A 16,743-nucleotide genomic window follows, 5' to 3' on the forward strand; every position below is an offset into this window, starting at 1 on the left:
CCCGAGGCTGCCCCGGCTCCTCAGACGCCGGCTGCGGCCGCAGAAGCGCCGAAGGAAGCCGAAAAGAAGGCTGAGGTCCCCGCTCCCGAAGAGCCCGATCCCGCCCGCATGGCCGAAGCCGTCGAGGCTGCGGTTGAAAAGGCGGCGGCCGAGCTTCCGGAGCTTGACGTGAAGCCCGATGAAAAGCCTGAGGCAAAGGCGGAGCCCGAAGCTGAAAAAGCGCCCGAAGGCAAGGCGGAAAAGCCCGCCAAAGCCTAAGATCAGCCTTAGAGGGAAGCCGGCTTATGCACAATGGATCGCCGGCGCTTCCCCCGAACGCATTCGGTCCTGGTGATTCCCGGGTCCGGCCTCCCGCGCCGGATCCGGGGTTTGAGTTTTTTCCTGCGGGTTCTGAGGAGGATAGACCGCTATGGAATACAGTTTCTGGGGCGGCCTCATGCTGATGGTGCTGATGGCGGACCCTCTCGGCAATATTCCGATCACGATCAGCTGCATGAAGGGCGTGCCCAACAACCGGCGCGTGCGCGTGCTTTTCCGCGAATGCATGATCGCGATGGGGATGCTCCTCCTCGCGATGTTCTTCGGCCGCCCCTTCCTTGCCGCCGTCGGCCTCTCCGACGCCGCGCTCTCGATCGGCGGCTCCGTCATCGTCATGCTGATGGCGATCCGCATGGTGTTTCCGACCAAGGAGGGCGTTTTCGGCGAAACGCCGGGGGGCGAACCCTACATCGTTCCGATCGCGATTCCCGCGATTGCCGGACCTTCGACCATTGCGACCATCATGATGCTCGCGGCGAGCCAGCCCGACCGGCTCTTCGAGTGGGGGCTCGTCGTCTTCATTACGTGCGCGGCGAGCTTCGCGGTTCTCGCCTCCGCCGACTGGCTCGAGCGCCATATGGGCGAAAAGCTCACGCTCGCCTTCGAACGCCTGACCGGGCTTCTCCTTGCCATGATGGCGACGCAGATGTTCCTCGGAGGCTTCAGCTCCTACCTCGAGTCGCTCCCGAAGCACGGGCTCTGACCGTAAGCAAAAGAAAACCGCCCGTACGAGTGGACACGCTCTTTCCGATTGAGTAAAATCCGCTCCCTTGACTCGAGAGGTCCGGGCGGATTGCTTACCCCATCTTCGGTTTCCACTGGCGCCGCCCCTGACGGACTTCCGGGCAAGACAAAGAATGCATGCGTTTTTTTCCGACTTGGCGGCATCTGACCGTGCGGGGAGGAAAGAGCGCATAAAGAATCCAATTTTCAGAGCGAAAGCCATCCTGCCTAGCAGCAGATTCTGCGGTCGGCGCCATCCGGCAGCGGGGTCGGGCGGACGGATTTCCTCATAAGCAACCATTAGGTGAACGCAATGAAGACCTTCTCGGCCAAGCCGCTTGAGGTTAAGCGCGACTGGTTCGTGGTCGATGCCAGTGATAAGGTGCTCGGCCGTCTGGCCAGCGAAATCGCGCTGCGCCTGCGCGGCAAGCACAAGCCCGAATTCACTCCGCACGTCGACACGGGCGATTTCATCGTCGTGATCAACGCTGACAAGCTCGTCCTCTCCGCTGAAAAGGCGACGAAGAAGACGTACTACCGCCACACGGGCTATCCCGGCGGCATCATTGAGACGACCTTCCGCGAAATGCAGGAAAAGCACCCCGGCCGCGCCCTCGAAATCGCTGTCAAGGGCATGCTTCCGAAGGGACCCCTCGGCTATGCGATGATCAAGAAGCTCAAGATCTACGCCGGCGCCGAACACCCGCACACGGCTCAGCAACCCAAGGTTCTGGATCTCTAATAGAGGCTTGAAAAGATGATCGGCAACTACAACTACGGCACCGGCCGTCGCAAGAGCTCCGTCGCGCGCGTGTTCATCAAGCGCGGCACCGGCAAGATCGTTATCAACGGCCGTCCGCTCGAACAGTACTTCCAGCGTGAAACCGGCCGCATGATCGTCATGCAGCCCCTTCAGCTCACCGAAAATGTCGAAACGTTCGACATCATGGTGAACGTCGCCGGCGGCGGCGAGTCCGGCCAGGCCGGCGCTGTCCGTCACGGCATCACCCGCGCCCTCATCGACTACGATGAAGGCCTGAAGTCCGTTCTCTCCAACGCCGGCCTCGTTACCCGCGACGCCCGCGAAGTGGAACGCAAGAAGGTTGGTCTGCGCAAGGCCCGCCGCGCGAAGCAGTTCTCCAAGCGCTAATTGCTTCCCGTGCGCCGCTCCCGAAAGGCTTCTTTCGGGAGGGCCTCCAAGAAGAACCGTCCGACATCCTTCGGGATCCGGGCGGTTTTTCTTTGGGACAAACCCTATCTCCGAGCCGGATACTGGTGTAGGATGAAGGGCTTCAGAGATCTCCGGCAGGTTCCCTTGAAGAAAGCGGCCGGAGATGCTATTAGGATTTAAGAAGAATGACCGAAGCGACTACGACGACGGCCCAGAACCCCAAGACGGAAGAGGCCGTTCCGGAACTGATGCCTGATCCGATCACCTTTACCGATGCTGCTGTGGCAAAGGTGAAGGAGCTGATGGATGAAGAGGGCAATCCCAATCTCAAGCTGCGCGTTTTCGTGCAGGGCGGCGGCTGCGCCGGCTTCCAGTACGGCTTTACGTTCGATGAAACGCAGAACGAGGACGATGCCGTGATGGAAAAGGGCGGCGTGAAGCTCCTCATCGACTCGATGAGCTACCAGTACCTGGTGGGCGCCAAGATCGACTACAAGGAAGGTCTTTCGGGCGAACAGTTCGTGATCGATAATCCGAACGCCGTGACGACCTGCGGCTGCGGCTCTTCCTTCAGCGTTTAATCGCTGAAAGAGAGGCGCGCCCGGGCGTACTTTCCAACACCGCATTCAGAAAAGCCGCCGGAGGCATTGCGCTTCCGGCGGCTTTTCTACTGGCGTTCCGGGATCGCGCTCCTCCCGTCAGGCGGGATAGAGCGCGCCAAGAACTCTCGGGCCCTTCGCCCGCGTGACTGCCGGAAGATTCCCCGGCATTCTGAGGAGGAAGGCGCGTGCGAGCCAGGCAAAGGCCGCACCTTCGACTTCCATCGGATCGAGCCCGCGGTCCGCTGAGCTCAGAAGAGCGCAGCCGGGCATCCGCTTCAGAAGCGCCTGCCCAAGCCGCTCCATCAGGAAGGGATTAAGCGCGCCCCCGCCGCAGACATAAAGCTTCCTCGCTTCGGGCTCGGTCTTTGCGAGCGCATCCGCAATGGTCGCTGCGGTGAGTTCCGTGAGGGTTGCCGCGACATCCTGCGGGACGGCATTCCCTTCGGGAAGCGCGGCGAGGCGCTCCTCGAGCCAGGCGAGCGAAAACCGCTCGCGCCCGGTGGATTTCGGGGCCGGCCGCGCGAAATACGGGTCGCAGAGGCACCGGGAAAGAAGCTCCGGAATGACGGCGCCTGAGGCTGCAAAGGCCCCTTCGGCGTCGTAGGCGCGTCCCGTGCTTTTTTCCATCCAGGCATCAAGGAGCATATTGCCCGGTCCCGTGTCGAAGCCGAGGACGGGTGCATTGCTCCCTTCGGGCGGAATCAGCGTGAGATTTGCGATTCCGCCGATATTGAGTGCGGCCGCAGGGGACTTTCCCCGGAAGATTCCGGCATGAAAGGCGGGAACGAGCGGCGCGCCTTCGCCGCCCGCGGCGACGTCGCGCGACCGGAAGTCGGCGACGACGTCGATTCCGGTAAGTTCGGCGACCCGGGCCGGGTGGTTGAGCTGGAGCGTGAAGCCGCGCTCGGGGCGGTGGCGGATGGTCTGACCGTGAAGACCGACGGCCGCGACTTCCTCCCGCCCGATGCCTGCTTCCTGAAGCGCTTTTTCGATGACGGCGGCATAGAGATCGGCGAGCGCCACTGAGGCGTCGCCCGCCCGCTCGATTTCGTTCGTCGTGCCGAGGGCGAGCGCCTTCAGTTCCTCCCGGAGTTTCCCGGGCATCGGAAGGTAGGCGCGGCCGAGGGTCGCCATGGGCGCCCCTTCATCTTCGGGGAAGGACGCAATGACGGCGTCGGCGCCGTCAAGGCTTGTTCCCGACATGACGCCGATCGTGATCATTTGCCGCTCCGGCCGAGATGTTCCGCCCGGGCTTTCCCTTCCTCGAGCGCCACCGGACGCACGCGTCCGCCCGCAGCGGGCGCCTCGCCCTGGTTTTCGGCAGGAGCCTCTTCGTCCGTGAGGTCGTCCTTATTCTCGCGGGCCGCGGCTTCGGCAGCGGCTTCTTCCTTCTCGCGCGCTTCGGCGAGGAGCTTCTCGGGCGAGGGAAGACCCTCTTCCCGCGCCGCATCCTCAAACATCTTCTGAATGGGGAGCGCCCGGGCGCGGAGCTGCGCGAGCTGATAGGCGGAGAGGTTTTCCGTGTCGGGGAGATCCGCGGTAGCCGGATTGATCTGCACGCCGTCGATCATGAGTTCGTAGTGAAGGTGCGGACCGGTTGCGAGACCCGTGCGGCCGACCAGGCCGATGAGCTGGCCCTTCTTCACGAGAACACCCGGGCGGACCCCTTTCTGAACGCGCCGCATGTGGGCGTAAAGCGTCGTGCGTCCGAGCCCGTGGTCAATCTGCACGTAGTTGCCGTAGCCCTTCGCTTCGTAGGCCACCTTCGTCACGCGCCCGTCAGCGGCGGCGAGAACGCGCGAGCCCTGGGGCGCGCGCAGGTCCGTGCCGTTGTGGGGGCGCAGAACCCCCGTCACCGGGTGGCGCCTCAGGGGCGCGAATTCGGAGCTCACGTCCTTGATGTCGAGCGGCACGCGAAGGAAGGTCTGGGAGGCGGAGCGGCCGTCAAGCGTATAGAAGCTCCCCGGATGGGTGCCGTCCGAAAACCAGAAGGCTTCGTGGACGCCCGCCTCGTCGACGATCTGGGCGGCGAGCAGCTGCCCGTCCTTCACGAAGCGCCCGTCGGCGTATTTCTTTTCGAATACGAGGCGCAGCGTGGCGCCGGGCTTGAGCGCCGCCACCGGGTCGTCCGCGCCGTCCCAGACGGCGAGAAGCTGGTCGGCGATGCTCTCAGGGATGTTGAGGGCCTTCGCCGTGGCGTTGAGCCCGTTCTTCGCTTCTCCGGACACGAGCGCGTCCATGGTGGAGAAGGTGAAGGGCAGCACGTCGGAAATCAATTCGCGGCCGATGCGCGAGACTTCAATCGTGCGCGAGTCGGCCTGGCGCGGCCCGTCGAGGTAAAGGCGCAGGAATTCGAGTTCGCCTGAATCCGCAACGCCCGCCGTGATGTGCTGACCGGGCTGCAGCGCGAGAAAGGGCTCGAGGTGGGGCGCCGCATCAAAGAAGGAAAGCGCCTGCGGATCCTGAATGCCGAGGTGCGCAAAAAGCGAAATCAGGGTGTCGCCCGGCTCCACGTCGTAGTGGCGGGGCGTATAGGCGCCCAGACGCGCGAGTTCAGCAATTTCGGGCGTCAGATCCGGAGTCTTCACGTCGATCGAGATCGTTTCGGCTCTCACGGGCGAAGGTGCAAGCGCCGGGCCGAGCGCGGAAAGAAGTCCTGCGGCGAGGCCGGTGCCGACAATGAGAAGACCGAGCGCAAGCGCACGGGGTTTGGCTTCATCCGGGCGCAGGCCGAGGCGGATGAGCCGCGTGCGCGAGGAGAGAAGTGCGGCACGGCCGAACGCGCAGAGCACGTTGGCAACGAGAGACGGAGCCGGCATCAGAAAGTTCTGAGGAGAAATAGAATGATAAATTCAGGTGAATCTTGGATTTTAGACGCCCTGCGGCGCAACCTGCTAAAGTTTTCCGATTATTGAGCATAACCGGCGGCCGCCCGGATGAAGGCGAGAGGCGCTTGCATTCCCCTCATGCGGGGGGTCCCCGGGCCTGAAAGGCCGCCGCCGCCCGATTTCTCACTGCCAGAAACACTGTTTTCCTCGAATACAAAATGACACAAGAAACTGCGCCCGAAAAGAAGGATCCCGAACGCTTCCCCGTGACGGACGACATCCGCGAAGCCATGGCCACCATTGCCCGCGGAACGGACACCTTCCTCATTCAGTCCGAGTTCGAGCAGAAGCTCGCCCGCTCGAAGGCGACGGGAACGCCGCTTCGCTGCAAGCTCGGTCTCGATCCGACGGCGCCCGACATTCATATCGGCCACACGGTGGTGCTCAACAAGCTCCGCCAGCTTCAGGATCTCGGCCACACGGTGATCTTCCTCGTGGGCGACTTCACCGCCGCGATCGGCGACCCGTCCGGACGCAACACGACCCGCCCGCCTCTTTCGCGCGAGCAGATTGAAGAGAATGCGCAGACCTACCTCAATCAGGCGGGCTACATTCTCGACCTCGACAAAACGGAAGTCCGCTACAACTCGGAATGGAGCAATGCGCTGGGCGCGACGGGCCTCATTCAGCTCGCGAGCCGCTACACCCTCGCGCGCCTTCTTGAGCGCGACGACTTCGCAAAGCGCTTCAAGGAAGAGCTTCCGATCGCGATGCATGAGCTTCTCTACCCCCTCATGCAGGGCTACGACTCGGTGGCGCTCAAGGCCGACCTCGAGCTCGGCGGCTCCGACCAGCGCTTCAATCTTCTCGTCGGCCGCGAACTTCAGCGCCAGTACGGCCAGGAACTGCAGTGCATCCTCACGATGCCGCTTCTCGTGGGCCTCGACGGCGTCGTGAAGATGAGCAAGAGCAAGAAGAACTACATCGGCATCACGGATGCGCCCAACGACATGTTCGGGAAGGTCATGTCGATTTCCGACGACCTCATGTGGAACTGGTACGACCTTCTTTCTCTCAGGGGCAACGACGAGATCGCGAAGCTGAAGAAGGAATGCGCGGAAGGGCGCAACCCCCGCGACGCGAAGGTGCTCCTCGCGCGCGAAATCGTCGAGCGCTTCCACAGCGCCGGCGCGGCCGACGAGGCCGAAAGGGAATTCAATGCCCGCTTCCAGAAGGGCGCGGTGCCGAACGACATCCCCGACGTTGAGGTTCAAGCTCCCGAAGGCGGCATCGGCATTCTGCAGATGATCCGCGCGGCGGGGCTCGCGCCCTCGAACGCCGAGGCCGGACGCAATGTCGACCAGGGGGGCGTTCGCATCAACGGCGAGCAGGTGAAGGACAGGTCGCTGCGCTTCACGCCGGGCGAGCCGATTGTTCTTCAGGTGGGCAAGCGCCGCTGGGCGCGCGTCACCGTGGTTGCCCAGAAATGATTCTTCTCCTGCAGCGCGTGAGGGAGGCCCGCGTCGACCGAAGGGGCGAAGCGGGCGCGCCCGACGAGAAGCTCGGGAGCGTGGGAAAGGGCTTTCTCGCCCTTGTCTGCGCCGAAGCGGGCGACACGGAGGAAGTGATCGGGAAGGCGGCGAGAAAGACCGCACGCCTTCGCGTTTTCGAGGACGAAGGCGGCCGCATGAACCTTTCCGTCAAGGATGTCGGTGGCGGCGTCCTTGCCGTCTCGCAGTTCACGCTCGCCGCGGACTGCATGAGCGGGAACCGCCCGAGCTTTTCGAAGGGCGCCGCGCCCGAAGAGGCCGAGAAGTCCTATCTCCGCTATGTCGAGGCGCTCCGGGCCGAAGGCATCCCTGTCGAGACAGGCTCCTTCGGCGCCCACATGCTGGTTTCGCTCGTCAACGACGGGCCCGCAACCTTCTGGCTTAAGTTTTAGTGTTTTTTCGATAGGAGGCCGTCATGGATCTTCAGTCCCGTACTTTTTCCGAAGGTGAAATGATTCCCGAGCGCTGCGCCTACGGGCGTCTCGGCGAAGGCGGAAAAACGGTCGCGAGCGAAAACGCGAATCCGCATCTTGCCTGGTCGGGCGCTCCGGAAGGCACGAAGTCCTTCGTGGTCGCGTGCCTCGACGACGACGTGCCGACGAACCTTGAGGAAAGGGACCATTCGGGCGAAATCCCCGCCGGTCAGATCCGGCGCCGCTTCGTGCACTGGGTGCAGGCGAACGTCGACGCCGCGACGACGGAATTCCCTGAAGGGGCGTTCCGCCACGGCGCGAAGACGCCGAAGGGCTTCGGTCTCGCCGGCATCAACGACTACAGCCGCGGCGCGGTGCCCGAACCCGGCAGCGTCGGCACGGGCTACGACGGCCCCTGCCCGCCCTTCTTCGACGCCCGCCGCCACTACTACCGCTTCCAGGTAGCGGCGCTCGACGTCGCTAAGCTCGAGGGGCTCCCGAAGGCCTTTACCTGGCAGGATGTCGAGGAACGCATGAAAGGTCACGTCCTTGCCACTGCCGAACTCGTCGGAAGATATACACTGAACCCCCGTCTGCGCGGCGCCTGAGAACTCAGGCGCTCACTGAAGCAGCTTTCCCATCACACCCATATTCAGGAACAGCAATAGAAATGTTCAAGACAACCGACAGCCCCGCCAAGGCGGATCCGGATCTGTGGCAGTGGATTGACGCCGAAGCGCGCCGCCAGGAACAGAATATCGAGCTTATCGCCAGCGAAAACTACGCCTCTCCGGCGGTGATGGCTGCTCAGGGAAGCTGCCTCACCAACAAGTACGCCGAGGGCTATCCCGGAAAGCGCTACTACGGCGGCTGCGAATTCGTCGACGAGGTCGAGCGCCTCGCGATCGAGCGCGCGAAGAAGCTCTTCTGCGAGCCTGCCGGCGTTGAAATGGCCGTGAACGTGCAGCCCCATTCGGGCGCGCAGGCCAATTCCGCCGTCTTCTTCGGACTCCTTCAGCCGGGCGACACCTTCATGGGTCTTTCGCTCGCCGACGGCGGCCACCTCACGCACGGCATGCACCTCAACTTCTCCGGCAAGTACTTCCATTGCGTTCCCTACGGCCTCAATGAAGCCGAGGAAATCGACATGGACGAGGTGGAGCGCCTCGCGAAGGAAAATAAGCCGAAGCTCATCGTGACGGGGGCGTCCGCCTACTCGAAGCGCATCGACTTCAAGCGCTTCGCGGAAATCGCGCATTCCGTGGGCGCGCTCCTCATGGTCGACATGGCGCACTATGCGGGCCTCATCGCCGCCGGCGTCTACCCGACCCCCTTCGGGCACGCCGACATCGTGACGACGACTACCCACAAGACGCTGCGCGGTCCGCGCGGCGGCATGATCTTCGTGCGTCCGGACCTTGAGAAGAAGATCAATTCCGCAGTCTTCCCCGGCATGCAGGGCGGCCCCCTCATGCACGTCATCGCCGCGAAGGCGGTGGCTCTCGGCGAAGCACTTACGCCGGAATTCAAGGCCTATCAGGAGCAGGTCGTGAAGAATGCGGCCGTCATGGCCGAGCAGCTCATGCAGCGGGGTCTGCGCATCGTGTCGGGCGGCACCGAAAGCCACGTGATGCTCGTCGACCTCCGTCCCCTTCACATCACAGGGAAGGCCGCCGAAACGGTGCTCCACTCCGTCGGCATTACGGTCAACAAGAACGCCATTCCGAACGATCCGGAAAAGCCCTTCGTCACGTCGGGCATTCGCCTCGGGTCCCCTGCCATGACGACCCGCGGCTTTAAGGAAGACGAGGCGCGCCTCACGGCCAACCTCATCGTCGACGTGCTTGAAGCCCCTGAGGATCAGGCGGTTCTCGACCGCGTCCGCGTTGAAGTCGCGAAGCTTACCGCGCAGTTCCCGGTTTACGGCGAATAATTCAAAATCCCGCCGGCGGATTCCTTTTCGGCGCTTCAGCCGTTAAGAATCCGCCTTTTTAAGGCTTTCGGCACAGGATCTGGTCCTCCCGAAGGCCTTTTTGCTATCAGATGTGTCCTCATTCTTAAATTCGGCGCCTTCCGTCCGCTAAAATCATCGGATAACCTTCTTTTCCCTCTCCCATCCCCATACGGAGCACGAGGTTTCAATGCGTTGTCCTTTCTGTCAGCACAATCAGACGAGCGTTGTGGATTCCCGCACGCCTGAGTCCGGACTTGTGATCCGTCGCAGGCGCCAGTGCCAGAGCTGCGGCAAGCGCTTCACGACGTTCGAGCGCATTTTGCTCGCCATGCCCTGGATTGTGAAGAAGGGAGGCGGCCGCGCGGAATACAGCCGCGAGAAGCTGCGAAGCTCCATGGCGCTTGCGCTCAGAAAGCGCCCGGTCTCGTCGGAGCGCATCGACGCCGCGGTCGACGCAATCGAGCGCAAAATGTCCGGAACGGGCGAGCGCGAAATCCGCTCGAGCCGCGTGGGCGAACTCGTTCTCGAGGAGCTTCGCGGCATCGACATCATTGCCTGGATCCGCTTTGCGTCCGTCTACCTCAACATCAGCGACCCCAAGGCGTTTGCGGAGATGATTGAGCGGGCGCTCCATGAGAGCGGTCACGGCGAGGGCGAGGAAGGCACGGAGAAAGCGTGATGACTCAAACGGAAAAAGTGCTTCGGCTCAAGACTGACGAAGCGTGGATGGATTTTGCGCTCGACGAGGCGAGAAAGGCCTGGCGGCTCTCGCCCCCCAACCCCTCCGTGGGCGCGGTGATCGTGAAGGACGGACGCCTGATCGGCGCCGGGAGCACCCAGCAGACGGGCGGCCCTCACGCCGAAATCATGGCGCTCCGGGACGCGGCGGCGCGCGGCGAAAATGTGGAGGCGCAACCGTCTACGTGACGCTTGAGCCCTGTTCGCACTGGGGGCGCACGCCTCCCTGCGCGCTCGCCCTCATTGAGGCGAAGGTGGCGCGCGTTGTTGCGGCGACCGGCGACCCGAATCCGAAAGTATGCGGGCGGGGCCTCAGGATGCTTGAAGACGCCGGCGTCGAGGTCGAGCTCGGCGTGCGCGAAAGGGAAGCGAAGGAAGTCAATGTGAGCTTTCTCGCGCGCATGACCCGCGGCACGCCCTGGGTGCGCGTGAAGACGGCGATTACGCTTGACGGGCGGACGGCGCTCCCTGACGGCCGCTCGAAGTGGATTACGGGCGAAGAGGCGAGAAAGGACGTGCAGTTCTGGCGCGGCCGCTCGGGCGCCGTCGTGACGGGAGCCGGCACCGTGCGCGCCGACGACCCGCAGATGAACGTGAGGCTCGACGACCAGGTCCGTCAGCCCCTGCGCGTGGTGGTGGATCCAAGGCTTGAGACGAGTCCGGAAGCAAAGATTCTTCATTCTCCGGGAGGCCGCGTGCTTTTCGTCTCGGCCGAGGAGAACCGCGAGCGCAGAAATGCTTTGGAAGCCGCAGGCGCCGAGGTGCTTCGCATTCCGCATCCGGAAGTGCCGGGGAGGGTCGACCTCGCGCGGCTCATGGTGGAGCTCGCCCGCCGCGAGGTGAACGAGGTTCACGTGGAGGCGGGCCCCCGGCTCACGGGTGCCTTCATCGAGGCGGGGCTCGCCGACGAGCTTCTCGTCTACATGGCGCCCTGCCTTTTCGGCGCAGGGCTTCCTCCCGCAGTCATAGCGCCGCCGCAGGCGCCCGGCGAAGCGCCGCGCTGGCAAATTCATTCCCTCGCTCCGATCGGGGGCGATATTCGAATTCTTCTGAGGAGATAAATCAAGATGTTTACCGGCATTGTTCAGGCCATCGGCAAGGTTCGCGAACCTGAAAAACTCGGCGACGGCGTTCGCCTCACGATCCTCGCGCCCGATCTCGGGCTCGACGAAGTGCGCGTGGGCGATTCGATCGCCGTGAACGGCGCCTGCATGACCGTGGTTGAGGTGAGCGAGCGCGAATTCAAGATCGACGTGTCGGCGGAAAGCCTCTCGAAGACGACCGGGCTCGACACCTTCGGCGAAGTGAACCTCGAAAAGGCGATGCGCCTCTCCGACCGCCTCGACGGCCACATCGTGAGCGGCCACGTCGACGGCGTGGGCCAGGTCGAATCGATGGAGCCCGTGGCGGAGTCCTGGAAGCTCGTCGTGCGCGTGCCCCGCATGCTTTCGCCCTATGTGGCCTATAAGGGATCGATCACGATCAACGGCGTCTCCCTCACCATCAACAAGGTCGAGGATACGGCGCTCGATACGCTCGTTACGATCAATCTGATTCCGCACACCGTGGAAGTCACAACCTTGAAGCACCTCAAGGCGCAGAGCTACGTAAACGTTGAGATCGACACAATTGCGCGCTATGTCGAGCGCATAATGTCGCTCAAGGATGACGACGCTCTTTTCTAAGACGACGTCCGCAGGAAGCTTCTTCCATAGAGAGAAGCTCAGAAGACTCATATGAAGCGCGCGTCCGGCGCGGCCGGGGGAAGCCAGTCCCCGGGCCCCGGAGGCGCGTTTTCATTTTCATCGCACGAGGAATGCCGTCCCTTCCATTTTTTGGAGAAGGCACGGACGGAGAGATTTATGGATACCATGCTTTTTACGCCGATCGAGCTCGGTCCGGTGACGATTCCGAACCGCATTGCGGTTCCGCCGATGTGCATGTACAGCGCCAAGAGCGGCGTGGCGCAGCTCTTTCACAAGATGCACTACGGCCACCTCGCCGCGTCCGGAGCGGGCCTCGTCTGCATCGAAGCCATGGCGGTGACGCCGGAAGGCCGCATTACGGAGTCCGATCTCGGCCTCTGGTCGGATGAATGCGAGGCAGGCCTCAAGGAGCTCGTCGACCTCATGCATGAAATCGAACCCGCCTGCCGCGTGATGGTGCAGCTCAATCACGCCGGCCGCAAGGCGAGCGTGACGAAGCCCTGGGACGGCGAAACGAAAACGGTGGAGCCGATGGACGGCGGCTGGCCCGTGCGCGCGCCTTCGGCCATTCCCTTCAACGAACGCTACACGAAGCCCCGCGTGCTCTCCTTCGACGACTGCGCGCGGGTGGCCAATGCCTTCGGCGAGGCCGCAAAGCGCGCTGAGCGCGCCGGCGTGGACGGAATTGAGATCCACATGGCCCACGGCTACCTCATTCACCAGTTCCTCTCGCCCCTCACGAACACCCGCATCGACGAATACGGCGGGGCGCTCGAGAACCGCATGCGCTTTGCCCGCGAAGTGATGAATGCCGTGAAGAGCAGCGTGAGCGACAGGATGGTCGTTGGCCTTCGCGTTTCGGCAACCGACTGGGTGCCTGACGGCTGGACGATCGAGGATACGGTGAAGCTCGTGAAGGTCGCAAAGACCCAGGGCCTTCATTTCGTCGACGTTTCGACGGGCGGCAATATCGAGAACGCCCCCATTCCGGTGGGTCCGGGCTACCAGGTGCCCTTTGCGAGCCGCGTGAAGGCCGAGACCGGCATGCCGACCTTTGCGGTCGGCCTCATCCGCGACGCCTGGCAGGCCGAGACCCTTCTGCGCGAAGGCGCGGCCGACGTGATCGACATCGGACGCGCGATGCTCGACGACCCGCACTGGGGCTGGCACGCCGCGAGCGCCCTTCACGTGAAGAAGGTGCCCGAACTCGTCGTTCCGCCGCAGTACCTGCGCGGACTCACGTACTGACCTTTTGGAACTGCAATGCGCCCGCTATCCTTCGGGCGCTGCGGTAAAATTACTAATTCCTCCATGAGGAGCGTCCTTCCAGAGGACGCACTCCCTTTCGCGGGCGGATTTCCCGGGTGCCCTGTCGCCCCGGAACCCGCTCGAGGTTCTTTCTGACCGAGCGAACCCCCGGTCATCCTTCAGGAAGGATGGCGCGGCTTCGCTTTCTGCCTTCCCTAAAGGAGACGCAAATGGCAGTTGACATCATCCCGACTTCTACCGACGGCACCGATCTGCGCATCGGCATTGTGGTTTCGCGCTTCAATGAATATGCCGGCCGCGGTGAGTTCGAGGCCTGCATGGACGAGCTGCGCAAGCTCGGCGTGATGGATGAGGACGTGACGAAGGTGTCCGTTCCCGGCGCGCTCGAGATTCCGTTTGCGCTCATGAAGCTCGCGCAGACCGAAGAGTACGATGCGCTGATCGCGCTCGGCGCCGTCATCCGCGGCGAGACCTATCACTTCGAGCTCGTTTCGAACGAGTCCGGTTCCGGCATCACCCGCATCGGCCTCGACTATGAAATTCCGATCGCCAACGGCGTGCTCACGACGGAAAACGACGAGCAGTGCCAGGAGCGCCTCGAAATGAAGGGCCGCGACTGCGCCCGCTGCGCCGTTGAAATGGCCAACCTCGCGAAGGAATTCGTTTCCGCCGAGGATTTCGACGACGAAGAAAACCGCGTTGAATAATCCGGGCGCAATACGCCTGATTTGCCTACGGGCGCTTCCAAGCCGCGCTACAATGCGCGGCTTTTCCGCCCGGAAGGCCCGCCTATCCGGGCAGCATCCGATTCCGATGCTCCATTCCTCCTCTAGAGAAGCAGAGAAAACATGACTGAAGCGCACAAGCCCAGCCGCCAAGCCCATTCCCCGCGCCGCCTCGCGCGCGTTTTCGCGCTCCTCGGCGTCTATGAATGGATCGCGAACCCCGAGCTTTCGGCTGAAAAAATCGAACAGGGTCTTCGCGCGCTCATCGAAGAAGAGGACGGCGGCCCCGTTGAAGGCGCAGGCCTCACGGTTGAAGACTGGTCGCGCGCGGACCGCGAGCTCCTCTCTGCGCTCCTTTCGGGCGTCGTCTGTGAGCATGCGGCGATTGAAGCCGCTTTTGCGCCCTTCGTCGACCGCGATCTGAAGCGCGTGTCGCTCGTCGAGCGCTCGATTCTGTTCTTGGGCACCTTTGAACTCATGCGCGCGCCTGAAACGCCCTACCGCGTCGTTCTCAACGAGGCGATCGAGCTCGCCAAGCGCTTCGGGAGCGGCTACCGCTTCACAAATGCCGTGCTCGAACGTGTTGCCGAGAAGGTGCGCGAGACGGAATTCAAGGCCGATCACGCAGAGAAGGCTCAGAAAGACGCAAAGTAATCGGAACCTTCGCTCGGGTGCGGGATTCGCCCCCAATGGCTGATTTTCGGGAGAGGTCGCTCGTCTTTGCGGGCGGCCTTTTTACGTCATTTCGGGCGGAAAGTCGGCTACGCTCATGAAAGTTGAATTTTTTGCATTGGCTTTCCTTTCAAGGAGGCAGTTCCAAAATGGCTGAAGCCGGTGAATTTCAAATCATTGAAAAGTTCTTTACGTATCAGACGTTCGGCGCCTGGAAGAGCCAGGGCGTGGGCGACGACTGCGCGATCATCGATACGGGTGCGGGCCGCATTGCGGTCACCTGCGACATGATGGCGCTCGGCACCCATTTCCTCCCCGACGCCGATCCTGAGGACGTGGGCTACAAGGCCCTTGCCGTGAACCTCTCCGACCTCGCCGCGGCAGGCGCCGTGCCGCGCGCCTTCTTCCTCTCGATCGGGCTCCCGCGCCGCGACGACGGGTGGCTCGCCGACTTTTTCGCGCGGCCTCATGAAGCTCGCGCGCGAGTCGGGCTGGCGCCCTTCTCGGGGGCGAGTACGACGAGAACGCCGGAAGTTCAGGGACGTCATGCCCCGGTGACCATCAGCATCACCGCGATGGGAGATCTCCCGGCCGGCATGGGACTCACGAGAAAGGGCGCAAAGCCCGGCGACGACATCTGGGTCTCGGGCACCGTGGGCGACGCCTATGCGGCGCTCAAGTGCCGCTGGGGCGCCTGGTCGGTGATGCCCGACCTCGAGCCCGAGCTCTTTGCCCGCATGGACAGGCCCACGCCGAGAATTGCGCTCGGTCAGGCGCTTCTCGGCGCCGCATCGGCCGCCGCGGACATTTCCGACGGACTTCTCGCGGATCTCGGACATATTCTTGAGAGAAGCGGCGTCTCGGCCGAAATCGAGTGGGAGAAGATTCCGACCTCGGTCGCGCTTCAGTCGATGACGCCTGCAAGGCAGCATGAAGCGGCGCTCGCCGGGGGCGACGACTACGAACTCATCTTCACGGCGCCGCCTTCGAGCGCCGAGCGGATTTACGAAGCGGGGCTCCTTTCCGGGACGCCCGTCACGCGCATCGGCCGCGTGATCGAGCGCACCTCGCGCGCCGTTACGGTGAGAACGCCCGACGGGCTCCCCGTCCTCCTCGTGACGGAGGGGTTCGATCACTTTAGGAATGAGGAGTAACGCGTGAGCGCGAAAGGGAAGTACGATCCTGCCAACCCGGCCAACCGGCTGAGGCTTAATCCCAAATGGGCCTTCGGGTCCCTCTCGGGGCTGATTTCCACCTTCTTCGGCGTCGGGCTCCTCAGGCCCGCGCCGGGAACCTGGGGGTCCTTTGCGGCCATGCTCCTGTTCGGACTCCTCTCGCCCCTGGCCGGCCGGGAGGCGTGGCTCGTGCTCACCGTGCTTCTCTTCGTGCTCGGCGCCTGGGCCTGCGAAAAGGCGGGGCGCACCGTGGGCGTCATGGATCACGGCGGCTTCGTGGTCGACGAGGCGGTCGCCGTCTGGGCGATATGCCTCGCGCTTCCCCCGGGCTGGGGCTGGTGGTTCGCGGCCTTTGCCGTCTTCCGCTTCTTCGACATCGTGAAGATCTGGCCCGCGTCGTGGATCGACCGGCGGCTGAAGACCGGGTTCGGCGTCATGCTCGACGACCTTTTCGCTGCGCTTTACGCCTGGGCGGCCATAGAGCTCGCCCTCGCGCTCTACTGGAGGATTTATGGATAGTGAGGGAAAGCTTCGCAGCCAGGCGGAACTCGCCGCAGAGATTCTTGCCGCCCGCGCGAAGGAAAAGAGGCGCGTCGTCGCGACGGCGGAAAGCCTGACGGGCGGGCTCGTTTCCGAGCTCATTACGGGCGTGGCGGGGTCGTCGGCCTGGTTCGACCGCGGGTTCGTCACCTATCAGCCTGAAGCCAAGGTCGAAATGATCGACGTGCCTGCGGAAATGATCCGCACGGAGGGCGTCGTTTCCGAACCCGTTGCCGAAGCGATGGCGCGCGGGGCGCTCGCCTCCTCGAAGGCGGATCTTTCGGTCGCGCTTACGGGCGTGGCGGGCCCCTCGGGCGGGACGCCGGAAACGCCGGTCGGCACCGTGTGCCTCGGCTGGG

Annotated in this window: 18 protein-coding genes and 2 pseudogenes; 18 read left to right on the forward strand and 2 right to left on the reverse strand. The window is 63.4% G+C overall.

All coding sequences use genetic code 11. The annotated features are described in order from the left end of the window. The 5 genes and pseudogenes from GBM95_RS12325 to erpA all read left to right on the forward strand — a co-directional run. Positions 1 to 258 (forward strand): annotated as a pseudogene (locus tag GBM95_RS12325) (hypothetical protein); the annotation flags it as partial. 151 nt (positions 259 to 409) lie between these two features. Further along, the gene (locus GBM95_RS07550) at positions 410 to 1,021 is read left to right on the forward strand and encodes a MarC family protein (RefSeq protein ID WP_139688467.1); all 612 of its coding nucleotides are present in this window, start codon (positions 410 to 412) and stop codon (positions 1,019 to 1,021) included. A 333-nt stretch (positions 1,022 to 1,354) separates the two neighbouring features. Beyond that, entirely contained in the window at positions 1,355 to 1,783 is a 429-nt protein-coding gene (gene rplM / locus GBM95_RS07555) for a 50S ribosomal protein L13 (protein ID WP_152158543.1), read from the forward strand. 15 nt (positions 1,784 to 1,798) lie between these two features. Then, positions 1,799 to 2,191 (forward strand): 30S ribosomal protein S9, encoded by a 393-nt coding sequence (gene rpsI, locus GBM95_RS07560; RefSeq protein WP_139688469.1) that lies wholly within the window; start codon positions 1,799 to 1,801, stop codon positions 2,189 to 2,191. Between the two features lie 206 nt (positions 2,192 to 2,397). Continuing rightward, positions 2,398 to 2,793 (forward strand): iron-sulfur cluster insertion protein ErpA, encoded by a 396-nt coding sequence (gene erpA / locus GBM95_RS07565; protein WP_165697858.1) that lies wholly within the window; start codon positions 2,398 to 2,400, stop codon positions 2,791 to 2,793. Between the two features lie 117 nt (positions 2,794 to 2,910). Here the strand turns inward: erpA and GBM95_RS07570 are convergent, their stop codons facing one another. Both GBM95_RS07570 and GBM95_RS07575 read right to left on the reverse strand, forming a co-directional pair. Then, positions 2,911 to 4,035, reverse strand: a complete 1,125-nt coding sequence (locus tag GBM95_RS07570; RefSeq protein ID WP_152158544.1) for an anhydro-N-acetylmuramic acid kinase — start codon at positions 4,033 to 4,035, stop codon at positions 2,911 to 2,913. Then, a complete protein-coding gene (locus GBM95_RS07575; protein WP_152158545.1) occupies positions 4,032 to 5,633 on the reverse strand; it encodes a M23 family metallopeptidase in 1,602 nt (533 codons plus the stop codon). The genes GBM95_RS07570 and GBM95_RS07575 overlap by 4 nt, the downstream gene beginning before the upstream one ends. A gap of 227 nt (positions 5,634 to 5,860) precedes the next feature. Here GBM95_RS07575 and tyrS point away from each other — a divergent pair, with 227 nt between their 5' ends. The 13 genes and pseudogenes from tyrS to GBM95_RS07640 all read left to right on the forward strand — a co-directional run. Beyond that, on the forward strand, positions 5,861 to 7,132 hold the full coding sequence (tyrS, locus tag GBM95_RS07580) for a tyrosine--tRNA ligase (protein ID WP_152158546.1): 1,272 nt from the start codon (positions 5,861 to 5,863) through the stop codon (positions 7,130 to 7,132). Further along, positions 7,129 to 7,584 carry a D-aminoacyl-tRNA deacylase gene (dtd, locus tag GBM95_RS07585; RefSeq protein WP_152158547.1) on the forward strand — a complete coding sequence of 152 codons (456 nt, stop codon included), beginning with the start codon at positions 7,129 to 7,131 and terminating at the stop codon, positions 7,582 to 7,584. Before tyrS ends, dtd begins: the two co-directional genes overlap by 4 nt. Before the next feature lie 23 nt (positions 7,585 to 7,607). Then, complete coding sequence (locus GBM95_RS07590) at positions 7,608 to 8,213, forward strand: YbhB/YbcL family Raf kinase inhibitor-like protein (protein WP_152158548.1); 606 nt, start codon at positions 7,608 to 7,610, stop codon at positions 8,211 to 8,213. Between the two features lie 62 nt (positions 8,214 to 8,275). Continuing rightward, on the forward strand, positions 8,276 to 9,538 hold the full coding sequence (gene glyA / locus GBM95_RS07595) for a serine hydroxymethyltransferase (RefSeq protein WP_152158549.1): 1,263 nt from the start codon (positions 8,276 to 8,278) through the stop codon (positions 9,536 to 9,538). Positions 9,539 to 9,746: 208 nt separating this feature from the next. Continuing rightward, a complete protein-coding gene (nrdR, locus tag GBM95_RS07600) occupies positions 9,747 to 10,238 on the forward strand; it encodes a transcriptional regulator NrdR (protein ID WP_152158550.1) in 492 nt (163 codons plus the stop codon). Continuing rightward, positions 10,238 to 11,358 (forward strand): annotated as a pseudogene (gene ribD / locus GBM95_RS07605) (bifunctional diaminohydroxyphosphoribosylaminopyrimidine deaminase/5-amino-6-(5-phosphoribosylamino)uracil reductase RibD). Before nrdR ends, ribD begins: the two are co-directional and overlap by 1 nt. A gap of 6 nt (positions 11,359 to 11,364) precedes the next feature. Then, positions 11,365 to 11,982, forward strand: coding sequence for a riboflavin synthase (locus tag GBM95_RS07610; protein ID WP_152158551.1), 618 nt, complete (start codon positions 11,365 to 11,367; stop codon positions 11,980 to 11,982). Between the two features lie 177 nt (positions 11,983 to 12,159). Continuing rightward, a complete protein-coding gene (locus tag GBM95_RS07615) occupies positions 12,160 to 13,251 on the forward strand; it encodes an NADH:flavin oxidoreductase/NADH oxidase (RefSeq protein ID WP_152158552.1) in 1,092 nt (363 codons plus the stop codon). 230 nt (positions 13,252 to 13,481) lie between these two features. Beyond that, positions 13,482 to 13,979, forward strand: coding sequence for a 6,7-dimethyl-8-ribityllumazine synthase (ribH, locus tag GBM95_RS07620; RefSeq protein WP_139688480.1), 498 nt, complete (start codon positions 13,482 to 13,484; stop codon positions 13,977 to 13,979). Between the two features lie 141 nt (positions 13,980 to 14,120). Further along, positions 14,121 to 14,651: a transcription antitermination factor NusB gene (gene nusB, locus GBM95_RS07625; RefSeq protein WP_152158553.1), complete on the forward strand. Its 531-nt coding sequence runs from the start codon at positions 14,121 to 14,123 to the stop codon at positions 14,649 to 14,651. A gap of 167 nt (positions 14,652 to 14,818) precedes the next feature. Beyond that, positions 14,819 to 15,823: a thiamine-phosphate kinase gene (thiL, locus tag GBM95_RS07630; protein WP_152158554.1), complete on the forward strand. Its 1,005-nt coding sequence runs from the start codon at positions 14,819 to 14,821 to the stop codon at positions 15,821 to 15,823. Between the two features lie 3 nt (positions 15,824 to 15,826). Next, the gene (locus GBM95_RS07635) at positions 15,827 to 16,363 is read left to right on the forward strand and encodes a phosphatidylglycerophosphatase A family protein (RefSeq protein ID WP_226963222.1); all 537 of its coding nucleotides are present in this window, start codon (positions 15,827 to 15,829) and stop codon (positions 16,361 to 16,363) included. Next, positions 16,356 to 16,743 (forward strand): CinA family protein (locus GBM95_RS07640; protein WP_152158555.1); only part of this gene is annotated, 388 nt, incomplete at its 3' end. The genes GBM95_RS07635 and GBM95_RS07640, both read left to right, overlap by 8 nt.

This window comes from Sutterella seckii (assembly GCF_009183815.1).
GTDB lineage: Bacteria > Pseudomonadota > Gammaproteobacteria > Burkholderiales > Burkholderiaceae_F > Sutterella > Sutterella seckii.